The sequence below is a fragment of the Agromyces arachidis genome, assembly GCF_052805135.1.
This window is the reverse complement of sequence record NZ_JBRBDK010000003.1, coordinates 165,962-182,917: the sequence shown is the minus strand read 5'-3', so window position 1 is coordinate 182,917 and position 16,956 is coordinate 165,962. Positions and strand designations below refer to the sequence as shown.

Below are 16,956 nucleotides of genomic sequence, written 5' to 3'. Positions count from 1 at the left end.
GTCACTCCCCCCACGCCGCGACCTGCGCGGCGATCTCGTCGGGCGGGCCGGCGGCGAGCGGCCGCCACGACTCGAGCACGCCATACGCGATGATGCGCTCCGCGGTCGAGTACAGCGGATTGCAGCTGGTGAGCGTGACGATGCGGTCGACGGGCGCGACGTCCGGGCGGTGCGGCACCGGTGCCAGCACCTCGACGGTCTCGGGCGTGACGTACTCGAAGTCGCGGAACCGGTAGGTGTACCAGCCGTCGCGCGTCTGGATGAAGATGCCATCGCCGAGTCGCAGCTGCTCGATCTCGTGCATGCCGCCGCCGTAGGCGCTGCGGTGCGACGCGATCGCGAAGTTGCCGACCTCGCCCGGCATCTGGGTGTCCGGGTAGTGCCCGACCCCGAGCTCGAAGCTGTTGAGCACGTCGAGGCCGACGCCCTGGGCGATGCCCCGTTGCGAGCCCTCGCCGAACCGCGGAACGTACATCACCGCGAACGCCTCGCCGTTGGCGTAGTCGGTCGCGTCGACGACCGGGTCGCCGAACCCACCGGGCGTCTCGGTCGGAACCGATTCGTCCTGGGTCGCCCGGGCCTGCTCGAGCCACTGCGACGAGAGGTCGGATGCCGCCTCGGACTGCTGCGAGGCCATGATCGCGTCGTTCCACCACAGCTGCCAGCCGAGGAAGAGCAGGATGAGCACGCCGGCGGTGACGAGCAGCTCGCCGAGTACCCCCACGACGGTCGTCGTCGATCGCGGACGGGCCGGCGGCGCGTCCGGCGACTCGGGCCGATCCGCGGTCTGGAGGGAGTCGGCCCGGTCCTCGGAGGATCGCTCGGGCATAGGGGCGATTCTATTCGCCCGCGGGTGCACGGTCGCCGAGAGCCCTCTCGCGATCGACTAGAATCTCCCGCATGGCACGCACGAATTCATCCAAGCCCGCCCGCGCGGAGCAGCCGAGCGGCGAGGACGCGCCGAACCCCGTCTGGTTCAAGCCGGTCATGTTCGGCTTCATGCTGCTGGGGCTGATCTGGATCATCGTGTTCTACGTGAGCCAGGGCACGCTGCCCGTCGCCGACCTCGGGTCCTGGAACATCCTCGTGGGATTCGGCATCGCGTTCATCGGCTTCCTCATGACCACACGCTGGCGCTGACCGGCAGGACGACGACGCGGGGCGGATGCTGTGGCATCCGCCCCGCGTTTTTCATGTCTCTGCACAGTGTTATCCACAGGTTCCACAGGGTTCTCCACACGATCCACAGGCTGTGGAGGGCGGGGAGGCCCGGAATTCCGGACATCGTGTGGAATCACACCGGTGTAACTCTCCCCAACTGTGCACAACGTTGTGGATAACCGTCCGGGTGTCGCGGACGGGGTTCCGATCGGTCAGATCAACGGGAGGTAGAAGTACCGGAGGGACAGCACGACGAGCACCGCGACGAGGGCCGCGAGCAGGCCGAGCTGCAGGGCCTTCTGGTCCCGCTTGCGCGTCTCGACGTAGATGAGGCCCACGAGCGCGCCGCCGACCAGCCCGCCGAGGTGCGCCTGCCACGAGATGTTGAATCCCGGGACGAACCCGATCACGAGGTTGATGCCGACCAGTACCAGCAGCTGCGTCGCACTGCCCCCCAGCCGGCGCTGGATCACGAGGAACGCCCCCATGAGGCCGAAGATCGCTCCGGAGGCCCCGACCACGCCCGTGCGCGGATCGGCGAGCCAGAGCACCGCGACCGACCCCGCGAGGCCCGAGATGAGGTAGAGCGCGAGGAACCGCCAGCGACCGAGCAGGCCCTCCAGAAGCTGCCCGAAGATCCAGAGCGTGTACATGTTCAACGCGACGTGGAACAGCAGTCCCGTCGAGTGCACCAGCAACGAGGTGAGCATGCGCCACGGCTCGAAGTTGAACGGCAGCGAGTAGACGCCCGCATAGAGCAGGCGATCGGTCACCGCCAGCCCCGGGATGAGCTGCAGGACGAACACGGCCAGCGTGATGCCGATGATCGAGTACGTCACGACGGGCGCGCCGCGCTCGGCGGCCGCCCGCGCGCGGGTGAGCACGGCCGGCTTCGTGCGCGGCGCCGACGCGCGCTGCTCCCGCATGCACTCGGGACAGATCACCCCGACCGGCGCGGGCGTCTGGCATTCGCCGCAGATGGTGCGGCCGCACCGCTGGCAGAGCACGAAGCTCTGCCGATCGGGATGCCGGTAGCAGAAGCTCTCGCGCTCGGGCGCCGGGTCGCTCACCTCCGGCGTCTCAGCGGCGCTCGACCGAGATCGTCTCGATCACGACGTCGTCGAGCGGGCGGTCGCGCCCATCGGTCGGGACGGCGGCGAGCTTGTCGACGACGGCCTGGCTCGCGGCATCCGTCACCTTGCCGAAGATCGTGTGCTTGCCCTGGAGCCAGGTGGTCGGGCCGACGGTGATGAAGAACTGCGATCCGTTCGTGCCGCGCCCGCCCTGGGTACCGGCGTTGGCCATGGCGAGGACGTAGGGCTCGGTGAAGTCCAGCTCGGGGTTGATCTCGTCGTCGAACCGGTACCCCGGTCCGCCGACGCCCTGCCCGAGCGGGTCGCCGCCCTGGATCATGAAGCCGGGGATGATGCGGTGGAACACGACGCCGTCGTACAGCGGGTCCGTGGACTTCTGCCCCGTACCGGGGTGGGTCCACTCGATCTCGCCCGTCGCGAGTCCGATGAAGTTCTCGACGGTCTTGGGGGCGTGGTGGCCGTAGAGGTCGACCTTGATGTCGCCGTGGTTGGTGGTGATCGTCGCGACTGCGGTGGGGTTCGGCATGACGTCGATTCTCTCACGTGGGGGTTCTCGCCGCGGTATGCAACCCCCCGTACTCCCACCCCACATCCAGCCCGTTCGATGGCAGGATGGAGGAGTTCGCTGCACAACGATGGAGGTCGAGATGAGCCTGTCACGCAAGCGCCGGAAGGAACTCAAGCGGCTGCGCAAGGGTGCAGAGGAACTGTGGGGGGACCAGCAGGACGTCCTCGACCAGGCCGCGAAGATGGCTCGCCAGGCGGGCCGTCAGGTCAACCTGCTCACTCAGGAGGAGGTCGTGCCGCGTGTTCGCACGGGGTACGAGAGCTACGTTCGTCCCGGCCTGCTGCAGGTCAAGTCGGCGGCCCGCGGTGCGGGTGAAGGCGCGGAGCGTGCATTCGGCACCGCGCTCGGCTCGCTGATGTCGATCGGCGACATCGCGAACGACACGCGGGTGCGCCGCGCGCTCCAGCGCGTCTCGCCGCGAGCGGCGGCCGTCGTGAAGCAGAACCAGAAGCAGGGCCCGGGTGTCGGCACGTACCTCGCCATCGGCGCGGGGATCGTGGCGGCCGCGGGCGTGGCCTATGCGGTCTGGCAGACGTTCCGCGCCGACGACGAGCTCTGGGTCGCCGACGAGGAGCCGACGACGTCCTCGTCCGCCGAGTCGAGCGCGAGCCCGACGCCGGTGATCTGACGCACCACGGTTTCTCGACGGCCCTCACCCGGTGATCCGGGCGGGGGCCGTCGTCCGTTTCCCTCAGGGCCAGCACCGAGATCGCGCGCGATCGTGAGATTTCCCTTGCGCTCATATGACGGATGCCGCTATCGTCAACTCTCGGCCCGCCACGACGGCAGATGAGAGGAGGCGAGACCACGATGATGATCCGGAGCATTCACACCCCGATCCGTACGGAGGTCGCCTTCCTCGGCGCCCCGTTCGCGGCCTGCTGACACGCGCACTTCGCGCTGACCGCAGGTTCCGCATCCGCCTGACGATGCCGCCCGCTCACTGAGCCGGCCGCCCGTCCCTCCGGCGCCCGCTCGACCGCACGACCATGCGCGGTCGCGGCCCCGCCGATCTCCTCCCCTCACCTGATGCGCAGGGCATCGGTCCGCCCTCCCGGCGGCCGGGCGTCGCGTCGACGGCGTGGGGACCCGCTCGTCTCCTCACCGGCGCGCGCGCCCGCGCGTGCCATCCGTTCGCACCACCCGATGAAGGAATGATCGTGAACACGACGCTCACCGCCACCCGTTCGACCGCGCAACAGGCGGAGGACCTCCGCGCCGGCGCCGGCCGCCTGCGCGAGCGGCTCGCCCGTCGCGCCGGACTCGCGCTGCTCGCATGGAGCCTGGCCGCCGAGGCCCGCCGCCTGCGTGAGACGCACCGCGACGACCTCGCGATGCGGCTCGACGCCGACCGCCTGCGCGAGGCGAACTTCGCCCGACTCGTCCTGCTCGGCCGGACCCTCTGATCGAGATGCCCGCCGTGCCGGACCCGATCGCCACGGCCCCGTCCGCCAGCCGGACGGGGCCGTCGCCGTCTCCGCCGGCCGCCGCGGTTCAGCCCCTGGGGAGCATGCCCTCCGCCGGCTGCTCCTCGTTCAGCCTCAACGCGATCTCGAGCAGGCTCACGCGCGTGAGGTCGTGGATGGCGTCGAGCGGGAACCACCGCGCCTCGTCGCTCGAGCCGCCGACCTCGTTGCGGAGTTCACCGCCGACGACACGCGCACGGTAGAGGACCCGCATGGCGTAGAGCGGCGCCCGACCGTGGTGGCGTTTCGCTGCCGGGACCACCATGGTGTCGATGCCGAGCAGCCGCTCGATCTCGGCGTCGTAGCCGGTCTCCTCGCGGATCTCGCGGATCGCGGCGTCGTACGGGTGCTCGGCGCCCTCGATGCCTCCGCCCGGCAGCGTCCAGGCCGAACGGCCGTGCTCGTTCCAGTGGGACAGCAGGATCTCGCCGTCTCGGATGATGACCCCGTACGCGGCGATGCGGATGTCCATTCCGCCACTGTATTACCCGCGTCGCAGTTCCAGCAGCGACGTCTGCCCGTCGGCTCCGCGACGCGAGGCGGCGATCCAGCCGACCGCGCGGGCCTCCGCCGCCGCCGCACGATACTGGCTGCGGTGGAGCTCGACGAGCACGCAGCCGTCGGCGCCGACCCACTCCGCGGCCTGCGCGATCAGCGCGCGCACGTGGTCGAGGCCGTCGGCACCCGCGGTGATGGCCGCGGTCGGTTCGTGCTCTCGGGCCTCGCGGGGCATCAGGCCGAGCGCCGACGCCGGGACGTAAGGCGGCACGGCCGCGACCACGCTGCAGCGTCCGCGGAGCTCCGCCGGCAGCCCCGCGAGTGCGACGCTCCGGTGCACGCCCGCGGACGCCGGTAGGTTGCGGCGGGCGTACCCGAGCGCGACCGGGTCCACGTCGGCGGCGTGCACCTCGGCGTCGGGCCGTTCCAGGGCGACGGATGCCGCGATCGGGGCGACGCCGCAGTACGCCTCCAGCATCACGGGATCGCGCCGGTCGCGGAGCGCGCGCACCGCGGCGCGGGCGAGCAGGAGGCTCCGCTGACGGGGCACGAACACGTCGGGGCCGACGGACAGGCGCAGCCGGCCGAATCCGACCCACCCCACGACGTGCTCGAGCGGCTCGCCGGCCTCGCGGCGCCGCGCCATCCGCTCGAGCTCCCCGCTGTCGCGGGCGGTCGAGCGGAGCGCCGCGGCCTCATCCTCGGCGAACACCGAGCCGGAGGCGCGCAGCCGGGCCGCCAGCGCGTCGGCGGCATCGGGGTCGGGGACCGTCACGGCGCGAGCCTAGGGCATCGCCGAGCGGACCACACCGAACCGTGAGCGTCCGGCCGGCGATCGCCCCGCGCGGACGCGTCGGCGGCCCGGAACCGAGGTTCCGGGCCGCCGACGGAAGTGCGGTGAGCGTGCGGACGATCAGTCGCAGAGGTCGCGCGCGGTGTCGTTCTTGCCCTGGCCGCCGAGCGCCTGCACGACCTGGCCGACGTTGGTGAATCCCATGTAGCCCTCGGTGTTGATGAGCTTGTGGATGCCGCCGAAGCAGTCGGCGGAGTGGCCGGCCGCCTGGGCGGGGGCGGCCGCGAGGCCGACGGTGGCGAGGCCGACGATGAAACCGGTGGCGAGAATGCGCTTCATTGGAATTCCCCTTCTCTGGACGAGTGCGAGTTCACCCGTTTACCTGTACTTCCAGAGCAGACGTCGATTCGGATGCACCCGCCGCGAACTTTTTCCGGCGTTCGCTCATCGGGCGCGGCGCGTGCACTCGGCCCCGCACGACGAGGGATGCGGGACGCGGAGAGCGGAGGGAATCGAGATGTGGAGCCTAGGAGATTCGAACTCCTGACATCCTGCTTGCAAAGCAGGCGCTCTACCAACTGAGCTAAGGCCCCGGGTCGGGCGCCATGCGCCCGGTTGTGGAATTGTTCGGAGTGGGGATACGAGGACTTGAACCTCGGACCTCTTCGTTATCAGCGAAGCGCTCTAACCGCCTGAGCTATATCCCCGGATTTCGGCCGAAGGACAGACTACCCGACGCTGCGGGAACTGCGAAATCGAGCCGAGGCAGCCGGTCAGCTGTTGGTGAATCCGACCAGGATGCCGCCCGTGATCTTCACGCTGAGGTTGTACAGCACCGCCACGACGGCACCCAGCGCGGTCGTCACGACGAGGTTCAGCAGCGACACGATCACCGCGAAGCCCATCACGTTGCCGAGCGAGAAGAACGTCCGCAGGTCGGTCCCGGCGCCGGCGACATCCTGCACGAGGCTGTTCACCTGCTCGAAGATGCCGGTGGAGCTCAGCACCGTGAACACAAGGAACGACGCGACGATGTTCACGACCGCGAGGCACACGGCCACAAGGAACGAGAGCTTCACCGCCGACCAGAAGTCGACGTACACCAGCCGGAGGCGCACCTGCTTGCCAGGCGGCTTCCGGTTCGTCTTCTTGGCCAGCTTGTCGGCGACACTGCTCATGACGGTCACTCCTCTCCCGCGGTCTCGACCGCATCGGTCTCGGTGGCCTCGTCCGCGAGATTCCGCTCGGAATTCCTCGCGATGGCGATGATGCGGTCATCTGCGACGAACTTCGCGAAGACCACGCCCATCGTGTCCCTGCCCTTGGCGGGGACCTCGGCGACGTCAGAGCGTACCACCTTGCCGCTGGCAAGGACCACGAGCACCTCGTCGCGCCGGGAGACGATCAGGGCGCCGGCGAGCGTTCCCCGGTCTTCGTTGAGCTTCGCGACCTTGATGCCGAGCCCGCCTCGCTGCTGCTTGCGGTACTCCTCGACCCGGGTGCGCTTGGCGTAGCCGCCCTCGGTCACGACGAACACGTAGGTGTCGGACGGGCTCGTCTTCTGGCCGGTCGCGTCGGCCGGCGCGGCGACCGCCTCGGCCGCCTCCGCCTCGGTCGAGCCGGGCACGACGGATGCCGCGAGCAGCTCGTCGCCCGGACGGAAGCTCATGCCCTTGACGCCCGACGTCGCGCGACCCATGGGGCGGAGCGCGCCATCCGTCGCCTCGAACCGGAGCGACATGCCCTTCTTCGACACGAGGAGGATCTCGTCGTGCTCGTCGACGAGCATCGCGGAGACGAGCTCGTCGCCCTCGCGGAGGTTGATCGCGATGACGCCGCGCGAGCGGTTGGTGTCGTACGCGGTCAGCTCGGTCTTCTTGACGAGTCCGTCGCGCGTGGCGAGCACCAGGTACCTCGCGACCTCGTAGTCGCGGATGTCGAGGATCTCGGCGATCTGCTCGTCGGGCTGCAGCTCGAGCAGGTTCGCGAGGTGCTGGCCCTTCGCATCGCGGCCGCCCTCCTGGATCTCGTACGTCTTCGCCCGGTACACGCGCCCCTGGTTGGTGAAGAACAGCAGCCAGTGGTGCGTGGTGGTGACGAAGAAGTGGTCGACGACGTCATCCGCCCGGAGTTGCGCGCCCCTGACGCCCTTGCCGCCGCGGTGCTGCGACCGGTAGTTGTCGCTGCGCGTGCGCTTGACGTACCCGCCGCGGGTGACGGTGACGACCATCTCCTCTTCCGGGATGAGGTCCTCCATCGACATGTCGCCGTCGAACCCGTGCAGGATGTGGGTGCGGCGCTCGTCGCCGTACCTGTCGACGATCTCGGCGAGCTCGTCGGCGATGATGGTCCGCTGGCGGGCCGGCGTCGCGAGGATCTCGCGGTAGTCGGCGATCTTTCGCTCCAACTCGGCGGCCTCGTCCATGGTCTTCTGGCGCTCCAGCGCGGCGAGCCGCCGCAGCTGGAGTTCGAGGATCGAGCGGGCCTGGAGCTCGTCGATGTCGAGCAGCGTGACGAGTCCGTCGCGTGCGTCCTCGGCCGTCGCCGAGCGGCGGATCAGCGCGATCACCTCGTCCAGTGCGTCGAGCGCCTTGAGGTATCCGCGGAGGATGTGCATCCGCTCCTCCGCCTTGCGGAGGCGGTACTCGGTGCGGCGGACGATCACGTCGATCTGGTGGTCGACCCAGTGCGCGATGAAGCCGTCGATCGGCAGCGTGCGCGGCACGCCGTCGACGATCGCCAGCATGTTCGCGCCGAAGTTGTCCTGCAGCTGGGTGTGCTTGTACAGGTTGTTCAGGACCACCTTGGCCACCGCGTCGCGCTTCAGCACGATCACGAGCCGCTGGCCGGTGCGGCCCGACGACTCGTCGCGGATGTCGGCGATGCCGCCGAGCTTGCCGTCCTTCACGAGGTCGGCGATCTTGATCGCGAGGTTGTCGGGGTTCACCTGATACGGCAGCTCGGTGACCACAAGGCAGGTACGACCCTGGATCTCCTCGACGTTGACGACCGCGCGCATCGTGATCGAGCCGCGACCGGTGCGGTACGCGTCGAGGATGCCCTTGGTGCCGAGGACCTGGGCGCCGGTCGGGAAGTCGGGCCCCTTGATGCGCTGGATCAGCGCCTCCTGCAGCTCCTCGCGCGTGGCGTCCGGGTTCTCGAGGTACCACTGGGCGCCGGCCGCGACCTCGCGGAGGTTGTGCGGCGGGATGTTCGTCGCCATCCCGACCGCGATGCCGACCGAGCCGTTGACGAGGAGGTTCGGGAAACGAGCCGGCAGGATCGTCGGCTCCTGGGTCCGGCCGTCGTAGTTGTCGCCGAACTCGACGGTGTCCTCTTCGATGTCGCGCACCATCTCGAGCGCGAGCGGGGCCATCTTCGTCTCGGTGTACCGGGGCGCGGCCGCGCCGTCGTTGCCGGGCGAGCCGAAGTTGCCCTGGCCGAGGGCCAGCGGGTAGCGCATCGACCACGGCTGCACCAGGCGGACGAGCGCGTCGTAGATCGCCGTGTCGCCGTGCGGGTGGAATTGACCCATCACGTCGCCGACGACGCGGGAGCACTTCGAGAACGCCCGGTCGGGCCGGTACCCGCCGTCGTACATGGCGTAGAGCACCCGGCGGTGCACGGGCTTCAGCCCGTCGCGCACGTCGGGCAGCGCGCGCCCGACGATGACGCTCATCGCGTAGTCGAGGTACGACCGCTGCATCTCGAGCTGCAGGTCGACCTGGTCGATGCGACCGTGGATGCCGGTGCCCTCGCCGTTCTCGTCGGCGCCGGGGTTCACGATGTCAGATGTCAAGGAAGCGCACGTCCTTCGCGTTCTTCTGGATGAAGCTGCGGCGCGACTCCACGTCGTCGCCCATCAGGGTCGAGAAGATCTCGTCGGCGGCCGCGGCGTCGTCCATGGTGACCTGCAGCAGGGTGCGGCTCTCGGGGTTCATCGTCGTGTCCCAGAGCTCCTGGTGGTTCATCTCGCCGAGGCCCTTGTAGCGCTGCACCGCGTTGTCCTTCGGGATCCGCTTGCCCTGCGCGAGCCCGTCCTCGAGCAGCGCGTCGCGCTCGCGGTCGGAGAACACGTACTCGTGGTCGGCGTTCGACCACTTGATGCGGTACAGCGGCGGCTGCGCGAGGTAGACGTAGCCGAGCTCGATGAGCGGCCGCATGTAGCGGAACAGCAGCGTGAGCAGCAGCGTGGTGATGTGCTGGCCGTCGACGTCGGCATCGGCCATGAGCACGATCTTGTGGTAGCGGACCTTCTCGGCGTCGAAGTCCTCGCCGAGACCGGCGCCGAACGCCGTGATCATGGCCTGAACCTCGGCGTTCGCGAGCGCGCGGTCGAGGCGGGCCCGCTCGACGTTGAGGATCTTGCCGCGGATGGGCAGGATCGCCTGCGTCTCGGGGTTGCGGCCCTGCACGGCCGAGCCGCCGGCCGAATCGCCCTCGACGATGAAGATCTCGGAGATGGACGGGTCCTTCGACTGGCAGTCCTTGAGCTTGCCCGGCATCCCGCCGGACTCGAGCAGGCCCTTGCGCCGAGTGGCCTCGCGCGCCTTCCGGGCGGCCATCCGGGCGGTCGCCGCCTGCAGCGCCTTGCGGATGACCTCCTTGGCCTGGTTCGGGTTGCGGTCGAACCAGTCGCCGAGCTGCTCGCTGGTCACGCGCTGCACGTACGACTTCGCCTCGGTGTTGCCGAGCTTGGTCTTCGTCTGCCCCTCGAATTGCGGCTCGGAGAGCTTGACGGAGATGACCGCCGTCAGCCCCTCGCGCACGTCCTCGCCGGAGAAGTTCGCGTCCTTCTCCTTCAGCAGGCCCTTCTCGCGGGCGTACCGGTTGACGAGGGTGGTGAGCGCCGCGCGGAACCCCTCCTCGTGCGTGCCGCCCTCGTGGGTGTTGATGGTGTTCGCGTACGTGTGCACCGATTCGGTGTACGCCGTGGTCCACTGCATCGCGACCTCGAGCGCGATGTGCCGCTCGGTGTCCTCGGCCTCGAACGAGATGACCTCGTCGGTCACGAGGTCGGACTTCTTCGAGCGGTTGAGGTACTCGACGTAGTCGACCAGTCCGCGCTCGTAGAGGAACGTGTCGTGGCGGTGGCCCTGCTCGTCCTCCTCGCCGTCGGAGATCTGGGAGATCTCGCGCAGGTCGGTGAGGTTGATCCGCAGGCCCTTGTTGAGGAAGGCGTACTGCTGGAAGCGGGCGCGGAGCGTCTCGTAGTCGAACTCGACGGTCTCGAAGATGTCCTCGCTCGGCCAGAACGTGATGGAGGTGCCCGTGGCATCCGTCGCCTCGCCCTGCGCCAGCGGCGCGTCGGGGACGCCGACACGGTACGACTGCCGCCAGACGTGACCCTGCCGCTGCACCTCGACCTCGAGCCGGGTGGACAGCGCGTTCACGACGGAGGAGCCGACGCCGTGGAGGCCGCCGGAGACGGCGTACCCGCCGCCGCCGAACTTGCCGCCGGCGTGCAGCACCGTGAGCACGACCTCGACGGTCGAGCGGCCCTCGGTCTTGTGGATGTCGACCGGGATGCCGCGCCCGTTGTCGACGACGCGCACCCCGCCGTCCTCGAGGATCGTCACGTCGATCGTGTCGCAGTGGCCGGCCAGCGCCTCGTCGACGGAGTTGTCGACGATCTCGTACACGAGGTGGTGCAGGCCGCGCGGCCCGGTCGAGCCGATGTACATGCCCGGCCGCTTGCGGACCGCTTCGAGGCCCTCGAGAACCTGGATCGCGTCGGCGCCGTATTCCGGCGTCTGCTGGGCCTTCGTCGGTTCCGCTGTCATGGGTGAATCGGGCTCCAAACCGTCGTTCTGGCGACCCTTGATCCTATCAACACCAGGACCGTTCGACGGCGCTCCGCGCCGATCTGCGGGCTCGTGAGAGCGCCAGTGACCGATTTTGCCCTGTCAGCCGTAGGTGTCGCGCGGACCACGCCCTGGAACCGATCTGGGACCCCTTTTCCAGGTGGGGGCGTCGGGCCCTTGGAAGCGGATGGTGTCGACCCCCGCCTGCGGATGCCGCTCGGCGATCGCGCGGAGGAGGTCGGAGCGCATCATCCGCAACTGGGTGGCCCACGCCGTCGACTCGCATCGGACCTGCAGCACGCCGCCCTCGATCGCGATCGGCTCGGAGTGCAGCGCGATCTCCTCGCCGGCGATCTCGGGCCACGTCGCGAGCAGCTCGTGCTGCGACAGCGGAGCCGTCCACCCGAGCTGGGCGGTCAGCGCGTCGATGGTGGCGCCGAGCGGCTTCGGGTCGCGACCGGGACTGAACGGCTCGCTGCCGGCGGCGTCGCGCGTGCGCGACCGGACGCGGCCCGGACGGATCCTCGGCTCGCCGCCGAAGATCTCGCGGAAGTGCTGGTAGGTGCGCGCGGCTTCAGACATCGGATGGCTCCGACTCGCGCACCGCGGCTCGTGCGGGATCGGCGACCTCCGGGGAAGCGGCGGCCGTGCCTGCCGGTGCGTCGAGCACGCGGCCTGCCTCGATGTGCACCACGCGGCCCGCGAGCGCCGCCGGCACGTCTTCGAGGACGGCCGCCGTGATCAGCACCTGCTCGTACTCGCCGATCGCGTCGGCCAGTCGCTCGCGGCGACGCCGATCGAGCTCCGCGAAGACGTCGTCGAGCACGAGCACCGGATCGCCTGTCGTCGAGTCGCGCCGCAGCAGTTCGGCCGACGCGAGCCGGAGCGCGAGCGCGAACGACCAGGACTCCCCGTGGCTCGCGTAGCCCTTGGCCGGGAGGTCGTTGAGGAGGAGGAGCACGTCATCGCGGTGCGGGCCAGCGAGCGTGACCCCGCGCTCGAGTTCCTTTCGGCGGAGGGCCGCAAGGGCCGCGGCGAATCGCTCGGCCGTCGTCGGCCGATCGCCCGACTCGACGCCGCCGGCGACCGGCCCGCCGGCCTCGGGTGCCGACTCCTCCTCGGGATCGGCGCCGTCGATCGACAGCACCGGCCGCAGCTCGGGCCGGTGGTCGGCGTCGACGATCGAGCGGTACGCGGCGGCGACCGGATCGCGCAGGTCGTCGATCAGCTCGACCCGTCGGTCGATGAGCTCGGCCCCCAGCTCGACGAGGCGTTCGTCCCAGATGTCGAGCGTGGTGAGCTGCGCGGCCGCGAGCCCGCGGGCCCGGGCGCTCTTCAGCAGGGAGTTGCGCTGCTTGAGGACCCGGTCGTAGTCGGCCATGACGCCGGCGAGCCGCGGCATCCGCTGCACGAGGAGCTCGTCGAGCATGCGCCGCCGCACCGAGGGCTCGCCGCGGACGATCGCCAGGTCTTCGGGCGCGAAGAGCACGGTGTGCGCGTAGCGCGGCAGGTCGCGTGGCTTCGCGGCGCCGCGGTTCACCTGGGCCCGATTGGCGCCCTGCCGGTTCAGCTGCAGTTCGAGCAGCACCTCGCGACCGCCGTGCGCCAGGACGGCCCGGACGATCGCGGCGTCGGCACCCGCCCTGATGAGCGCCTGGTCGCTCGACACCCGGTGGGACCCGAGCGTGGCGAGGTAGCCGATCGACTCGACGAGGTTGGTCTTGCCCTGTCCGTTGCGACCGACGATCACCGTGGCGCCCGGCTCGAACTCGAGCTCGGCGGTGCGGTAGTTGCGGTAGTCGGTGAGCGAGAGCCTGGCGACGTGCACGGTGCGGCTCCCTTCTCGGAGGTCCCCACGCTACCCGCCGGCACCGACAGCGGGCGGCCCGTCGGGATCGCGCTCGACCGGCCGACGGCCTAGCGCAGGAGGAGGTTCGGCTGGAGCAGGTACCGGTAGGTGTCGGCGCCGGCCTGCTCACGGGACGTCTGGCTGGTGATCAGCACCGGGCCCGGCTTGTTGGGGTTCTCGGTCTTCGTGAACGAGATGCGGACGAACTCGCTCGGCACCGCCTGCAGGCCGTCGAGGAGGAACTGCGGCTTCAGCGACACCACCGTGTCGTCGCCGGTCAGGATCGCATCGATCGACTCCGAGGCCTGCGCCTGCTCGCTGCCGATCGCCTCGAGGGTCAGTCCGTCGGCGGTGAACGTGTAGCGCAGCGCCGCCTCGCGCTCGAGGACGAGCGCGACGCGACGCGTGGCCTCGATGAGCTCGGCCGTGTTCATGACGGCGTAGTTGTCGACCGTCTCGGGGAAGAGCCGGCGCACCGGCGGGAAGTTGCCCTTGATCAGCAGGCTCGTCACCGTCTTGCGGTCCGCCGAGAACGCGATCAGCTCGCGGTCGTCGCGGCTCGTGATGGCGATCGCGATGTTGCCCGAATGCCCGAACGTCTTGCCGACCTCCTGCAGCGTGCGCGCGGGGACGAGCGCCGTGAGCGCCTCGACGCCCTCCTCGGCCACGCCGCCGCCGTCCCAGTCGATCTCGCGGATCGCCACGCGATAGCGATCGGTCGCGACGAGGCTCACGTTGTTCTCGCGCACCTCGAGCTGCACGCCGGTGATCACGGGCGTGACGTCGTCCCGCGACGCGGCGACGGCGACCTGCGCGACCGCCGAGGCGAACTCCTCGGCCGGCACGACGCCGGTCTGCTCGCCGATCTCGGGGATCGACGGGTACTCCTCGACGGGCATCGAGAGCAGCGTGAAGCTCGCCGACCCGCACGTGACCGAGATCCGCGACTCCTCGGTCGAGACCTTGACCGGCGCGTTGGGCAGCCGGCCCGCGATCTCGGCGAGCAGCCGGCCGGAGACCAGGACGGTGCCCGGCTCCTCGACGTCGGCCTGGATCTCGGTGCGCGACGAGACCTCGTAGTCGAACGACGACAGGACGAGGCCGTCGTCGTTCGCCTGGATGAGCACCCCCGAGAGGATCGGCAGGGTCGTGCGCTGCGGCAGCAGCTTGACGGCGAAGGACACGGCCTCACTGAAGACGTCGCGATTGACCTGGAACTTCACGGTGCTCCCGTTCGTGGAGGTGCTGGGTGGAACCCATGCTATCCGCACGGTCCCTCGGGACGAGGGGGATTTCGGGGTCCGGCTCCCTCGACCGGGCGCCGCTGTCCGAGGTTGTCGATCGCCCCGGATTAACCATCCATCTCTTAACGGTGTTAACCGGTGTGGAAACTGTGGATGGTGTGCGGTGATCCGCACAACGACGGGGCGGCGGGGCCGATCGGGCTGTGCACGGTGTGTGGAGACCGGTGCGTGGACCTCGGATCGCACCGCGCAGGCCGATGCGGTTGTGCACAGGCCGGCGAACGGTGTGCACAGTCCCGGCGGGGTTGCTCGTTAACAATCCACAGATTGTCCACACCTGTGTGGAATTGGCTCAGGTGTTTCGCAGGAACGCCGAACAGCCCCGTGGATGGGGGCGTTCGGGAGCATGCGCGGAGCGGCGCCGCGGCATCCGAGCGTCGGCTCGGATGCATCCGGTCGACCGGGCGGCTCAGCGGAAGCGCGACTGCTGCTTGATGCGAGCGGTCAACTCGGTGACCTGGTTGTAGATCGAGCGACGCTCCTTCATGAGCTCCGAGATCTTCTTGTTCGCGTACATCACCGTCGTGTGGTCGCGGTTGCCGAACAGCTGCCCGATCTTCGGCAGGCTGAGGCTCGTCAGCTCGCGGCAGAGGTACATCGCGATCTGGCGTGCCGTCGCGACCGCCTGGGACCGGCTCGAGCCGTACAGGTCGTCGACCGTGAGCTTGAAGTACTCGGCGGTCGCCGTGATGATGTCGACCGGCGCGATGACGTTGTCCGTGTCATCCGTGATCAGGTCCTTCAGGACCGTCTGCACGAGCGGCATGTCGACCGGCGTCCGGTTCAGGCTCGCGAACGCCGTCACCCGGATGAGCGTGCCCTCGAGTTCGCGGATGTTGCTCGAGACCTTCGAGGCCATGTACTCGAGGATGTCGTCGGGCACCTGGAGCCGCTCGTTCTGCGCCTTCTTGCGCAGGATCGCGATGCGCGTCTCGAGGTCGGGCGCCTGGACGTCGGTGATCAGGCCCCACTCGAAGCGGCTGCGCATGCGGTCCTCGAAGCCGGTGAGGTGCTTGGGCGGGACGTCGCTCGTGATGACCACCTGCTTGTTGTGGTCGTGGAGCGTGTTGAAGGTGTGGAAGAACGCCTCCTGCGTCTCCGCCTTGCCCTGCAGGAACTGGATGTCGTCGATCAGGAGGATGTCGATGTTGCGGTACCGCTGCTGGAAGAGCGAGCCGCGGTTGTTCGCGATCGAGTTGATGAAGTCGTTGGTGAACTCCTCCGAGCTCACGTAGCGGACGCGGATGCCGGGGTAGAGGCTCATCGCGTAGTGGCCGATGGCGTGCAGGAGGTGGGTCTTGCCGAGGCCCGAGTCGCCGTAGATGAACAGCGGGTTGTAGGCCTTCGCCGGCGCCTCGGCGACGGCGACCGCGGCGGCGTGCGCGAAGCGGTTCGACTGGCCGATGACGAAGCTGTCGAACGAGTACTTGGGATTCAGGCGTGCGTCGCGGGGGCGGTCCGGGTTCCCCGGGCTGTCGAAGACCGACTGGTGCGACGCCGGGAGCTCGACCGGGTCGAGTCCTCCGTCGATCGCGTGGATCCCCGGGCCGGCGCCGTCGCCGAGTCCGGCCGCGGCCATGGGCTCGGCCTGCCGGGCGTCCTCGAGCTCGGGATTCACGACCACGTAGAACGAGGTGACGGGCGACGGGCCGTCGATGGCGCTCATCGCCGACAGGAGGGAGATCCGCATGCGCTGGTTGAGCATGCTCGCCGTGAAGTCGTTCGGCACCTCGAGGTAGAAGGTGCCGGCGGCGATGCCCTTCGGTTCCACCAGGTTCAGGAACCCCTGGAGCATCGGCGTGATCGCCTCATCTTCCGACAACCGTTCGAGGACCGTGGCCCACGTGTCGGAAATGGGCTGTTCTGTCATCGCTCCCCGCATTCTCTGCACCGTCGTCCGGCCGCTCGTCGCTCCCCCGAACGACAGGCGGAGCGGCCCGAAGGCTCTGTTCACAGCGTTGTCCACTGCCTGTGAGCGAAGTTGCGAGATGCGCGAGATTCCGCCGCACAGGCTGGGGATAACTGGTCACACACGCTAGCGAATCGGAGTGCCCCCGACAAATGCCGATCCGCGGATCCCGAGCGCCCACGGCGTGTCGTTCCGACGGGCAAGCTGGGGATCGGTGGAGAATATGCAGTTCGGGGTGGGCTCGGTTTGACCGCGGCATCCGCAGGCCGTAGTTTTAATCAGTTGACCGCAGCCCTTTCGGGCACCGAGTTTTCCCCCCGGCGCACCGTTGACGCGTCCGGGCGCGGAGATCCCTGAAGCCGGAGAAGAAGAATGAGCAAGCGTACGTTCCAGCCCAACAACCGCCGCCGCGCCAAGAAGCACGGCTTCCGCGCCCGCATGCGCACGCGCGCCGGCCGCGCCATCCTCGCGGCCCGCCGTGCCAAGGGCCGCACCGAACTCTCCGCGTAA

General features: G+C 69.3%; 17 protein-coding genes and 2 tRNA genes. 4 read left to right on the top strand and 15 right to left on the bottom strand.

Features of this window, described 5'->3' with window-relative positions; all coding sequences use genetic code 11:
* Nucleotide 1: 1 nt before the first annotated feature.
* Entirely contained in the window at nt 2–829 is an 828-nt protein-coding gene (locus ACUY4T_RS05795) for a class E sortase (RefSeq protein ID WP_446017958.1), read from the bottom strand.
* A gap of 71 nt (nt 830–900) precedes the next feature.
* Between ACUY4T_RS05795 and ACUY4T_RS05790 the strand changes: the two genes are divergently transcribed.
* Nucleotides 901–1,140, top strand: coding sequence for a cell division protein CrgA (locus ACUY4T_RS05790; RefSeq protein ID WP_446017957.1), 240 nt, complete (start codon nt 901–903; stop codon nt 1,138–1,140).
* Between the two features lie 233 nt (nt 1,141–1,373).
* On the opposite strand, the gene ACUY4T_RS05785 is transcribed toward ACUY4T_RS05790, so the two are convergent.
* Both ACUY4T_RS05785 and ACUY4T_RS05780 read right to left on the bottom strand, forming a co-directional pair.
* Nucleotides 1,374–2,231, bottom strand: coding sequence for a rhomboid family intramembrane serine protease (locus ACUY4T_RS05785; RefSeq protein ID WP_446017956.1), 858 nt, complete (start codon nt 2,229–2,231; stop codon nt 1,374–1,376).
* Nucleotides 2,232–2,241: 10 nt separating this feature from the next.
* Nucleotides 2,242–2,781, bottom strand: a complete 540-nt coding sequence (locus ACUY4T_RS05780) for a peptidylprolyl isomerase (RefSeq protein ID WP_446017955.1) — start codon at nt 2,779–2,781, stop codon at nt 2,242–2,244.
* A 121-nt stretch (nt 2,782–2,902) separates the two neighbouring features.
* Between ACUY4T_RS05780 and ACUY4T_RS05775 the strand changes: the two genes are divergently transcribed.
* Together ACUY4T_RS05775 and ACUY4T_RS05770 are read left to right on the top strand one after the other, a co-directional pair.
* The gene (locus tag ACUY4T_RS05775; protein WP_446017954.1) at nt 2,903–3,451 is read left to right on the top strand and encodes a hypothetical protein; all 549 of its coding nucleotides are present in this window, start codon (nt 2,903–2,905) and stop codon (nt 3,449–3,451) included.
* A 532-nt stretch (nt 3,452–3,983) separates the two neighbouring features.
* Nucleotides 3,984–4,229, top strand: coding sequence for a hypothetical protein (locus tag ACUY4T_RS05770; RefSeq protein ID WP_446017953.1), 246 nt, complete (start codon nt 3,984–3,986; stop codon nt 4,227–4,229).
* An 88-nt stretch (nt 4,230–4,317) separates the two neighbouring features.
* Here ACUY4T_RS05770 and ACUY4T_RS05765 read toward each other — a convergent pair whose 3' ends face one another.
* The 12 genes from ACUY4T_RS05765 to dnaA all read right to left on the bottom strand — a co-directional run bounded on the left by ACUY4T_RS05765 (nt 4,318) and on the right by dnaA (nt 16,407).
* Nucleotides 4,318–4,761, bottom strand: a complete 444-nt coding sequence (locus ACUY4T_RS05765; protein WP_446017952.1) for an NUDIX hydrolase — start codon at nt 4,759–4,761, stop codon at nt 4,318–4,320.
* A gap of 12 nt (nt 4,762–4,773) precedes the next feature.
* Entirely contained in the window at nt 4,774–5,562 is a 789-nt protein-coding gene (locus ACUY4T_RS05760; protein ID WP_446017951.1) for a class I SAM-dependent methyltransferase, read from the bottom strand.
* A gap of 138 nt (nt 5,563–5,700) precedes the next feature.
* Nucleotides 5,701–5,919, bottom strand: coding sequence for a hypothetical protein (locus ACUY4T_RS05755; RefSeq protein WP_446017950.1), 219 nt, complete (start codon nt 5,917–5,919; stop codon nt 5,701–5,703).
* 181 nt (nt 5,920–6,100) lie between these two features.
* A tRNA-Ala gene (locus ACUY4T_RS05750) sits at nt 6,101–6,173 on the bottom strand.
* Nucleotides 6,174–6,213: 40 nt separating this feature from the next.
* Nucleotides 6,214–6,287, bottom strand: a tRNA-Ile gene (locus ACUY4T_RS05745).
* Between the two features lie 66 nt (nt 6,288–6,353).
* Nucleotides 6,354–6,758 carry a DUF3566 domain-containing protein gene (locus tag ACUY4T_RS05740; protein WP_446017949.1) on the bottom strand — a complete coding sequence of 135 codons (405 nt, stop codon included), beginning with the start codon at nt 6,756–6,758 and terminating at the stop codon, nt 6,354–6,356.
* A gap of 5 nt (nt 6,759–6,763) precedes the next feature.
* Nucleotides 6,764–9,379 (bottom strand): DNA gyrase subunit A, encoded by a 2,616-nt coding sequence (gene gyrA, locus ACUY4T_RS05735; RefSeq protein ID WP_446017948.1) that lies wholly within the window; start codon nt 9,377–9,379, stop codon nt 6,764–6,766.
* Nucleotides 9,369–11,363, bottom strand: coding sequence for a DNA topoisomerase (ATP-hydrolyzing) subunit B (gene gyrB / locus ACUY4T_RS05730; RefSeq protein ID WP_446017947.1), 1,995 nt, complete (start codon nt 11,361–11,363; stop codon nt 9,369–9,371). The genes gyrA and gyrB overlap by 11 nt, the downstream gene beginning before the upstream one ends.
* A gap of 123 nt (nt 11,364–11,486) precedes the next feature.
* Nucleotides 11,487–11,966, bottom strand: a complete 480-nt coding sequence (locus ACUY4T_RS05725) for a DciA family protein (protein WP_446017946.1) — start codon at nt 11,964–11,966, stop codon at nt 11,487–11,489.
* Nucleotides 11,959–13,212 carry a DNA replication/repair protein RecF gene (gene recF / locus ACUY4T_RS05720; RefSeq protein WP_446017945.1) on the bottom strand — a complete coding sequence of 418 codons (1,254 nt, stop codon included), beginning with the start codon at nt 13,210–13,212 and terminating at the stop codon, nt 11,959–11,961. The genes ACUY4T_RS05725 and recF overlap by 8 nt, the downstream gene beginning before the upstream one ends.
* 89 nt (nt 13,213–13,301) lie before the next feature.
* Nucleotides 13,302–14,456, bottom strand: a complete 1,155-nt coding sequence (dnaN, locus tag ACUY4T_RS05715; protein ID WP_446017944.1) for a DNA polymerase III subunit beta — start codon at nt 14,454–14,456, stop codon at nt 13,302–13,304.
* A gap of 490 nt (nt 14,457–14,946) precedes the next feature.
* The gene (gene dnaA, locus ACUY4T_RS05710; protein ID WP_446017943.1) at nt 14,947–16,407 is read right to left on the bottom strand and encodes a chromosomal replication initiator protein DnaA; all 1,461 of its coding nucleotides are present in this window, start codon (nt 16,405–16,407) and stop codon (nt 14,947–14,949) included.
* A gap of 411 nt (nt 16,408–16,818) precedes the next feature.
* Here dnaA and rpmH point away from each other — a divergent pair, with 411 nt between their 5' ends.
* Nucleotides 16,819–16,956 carry a 50S ribosomal protein L34 gene (rpmH, locus tag ACUY4T_RS05705; RefSeq protein WP_058724833.1) on the top strand — a complete coding sequence of 46 codons (138 nt, stop codon included), beginning with the start codon at nt 16,819–16,821 and terminating at the stop codon, nt 16,954–16,956.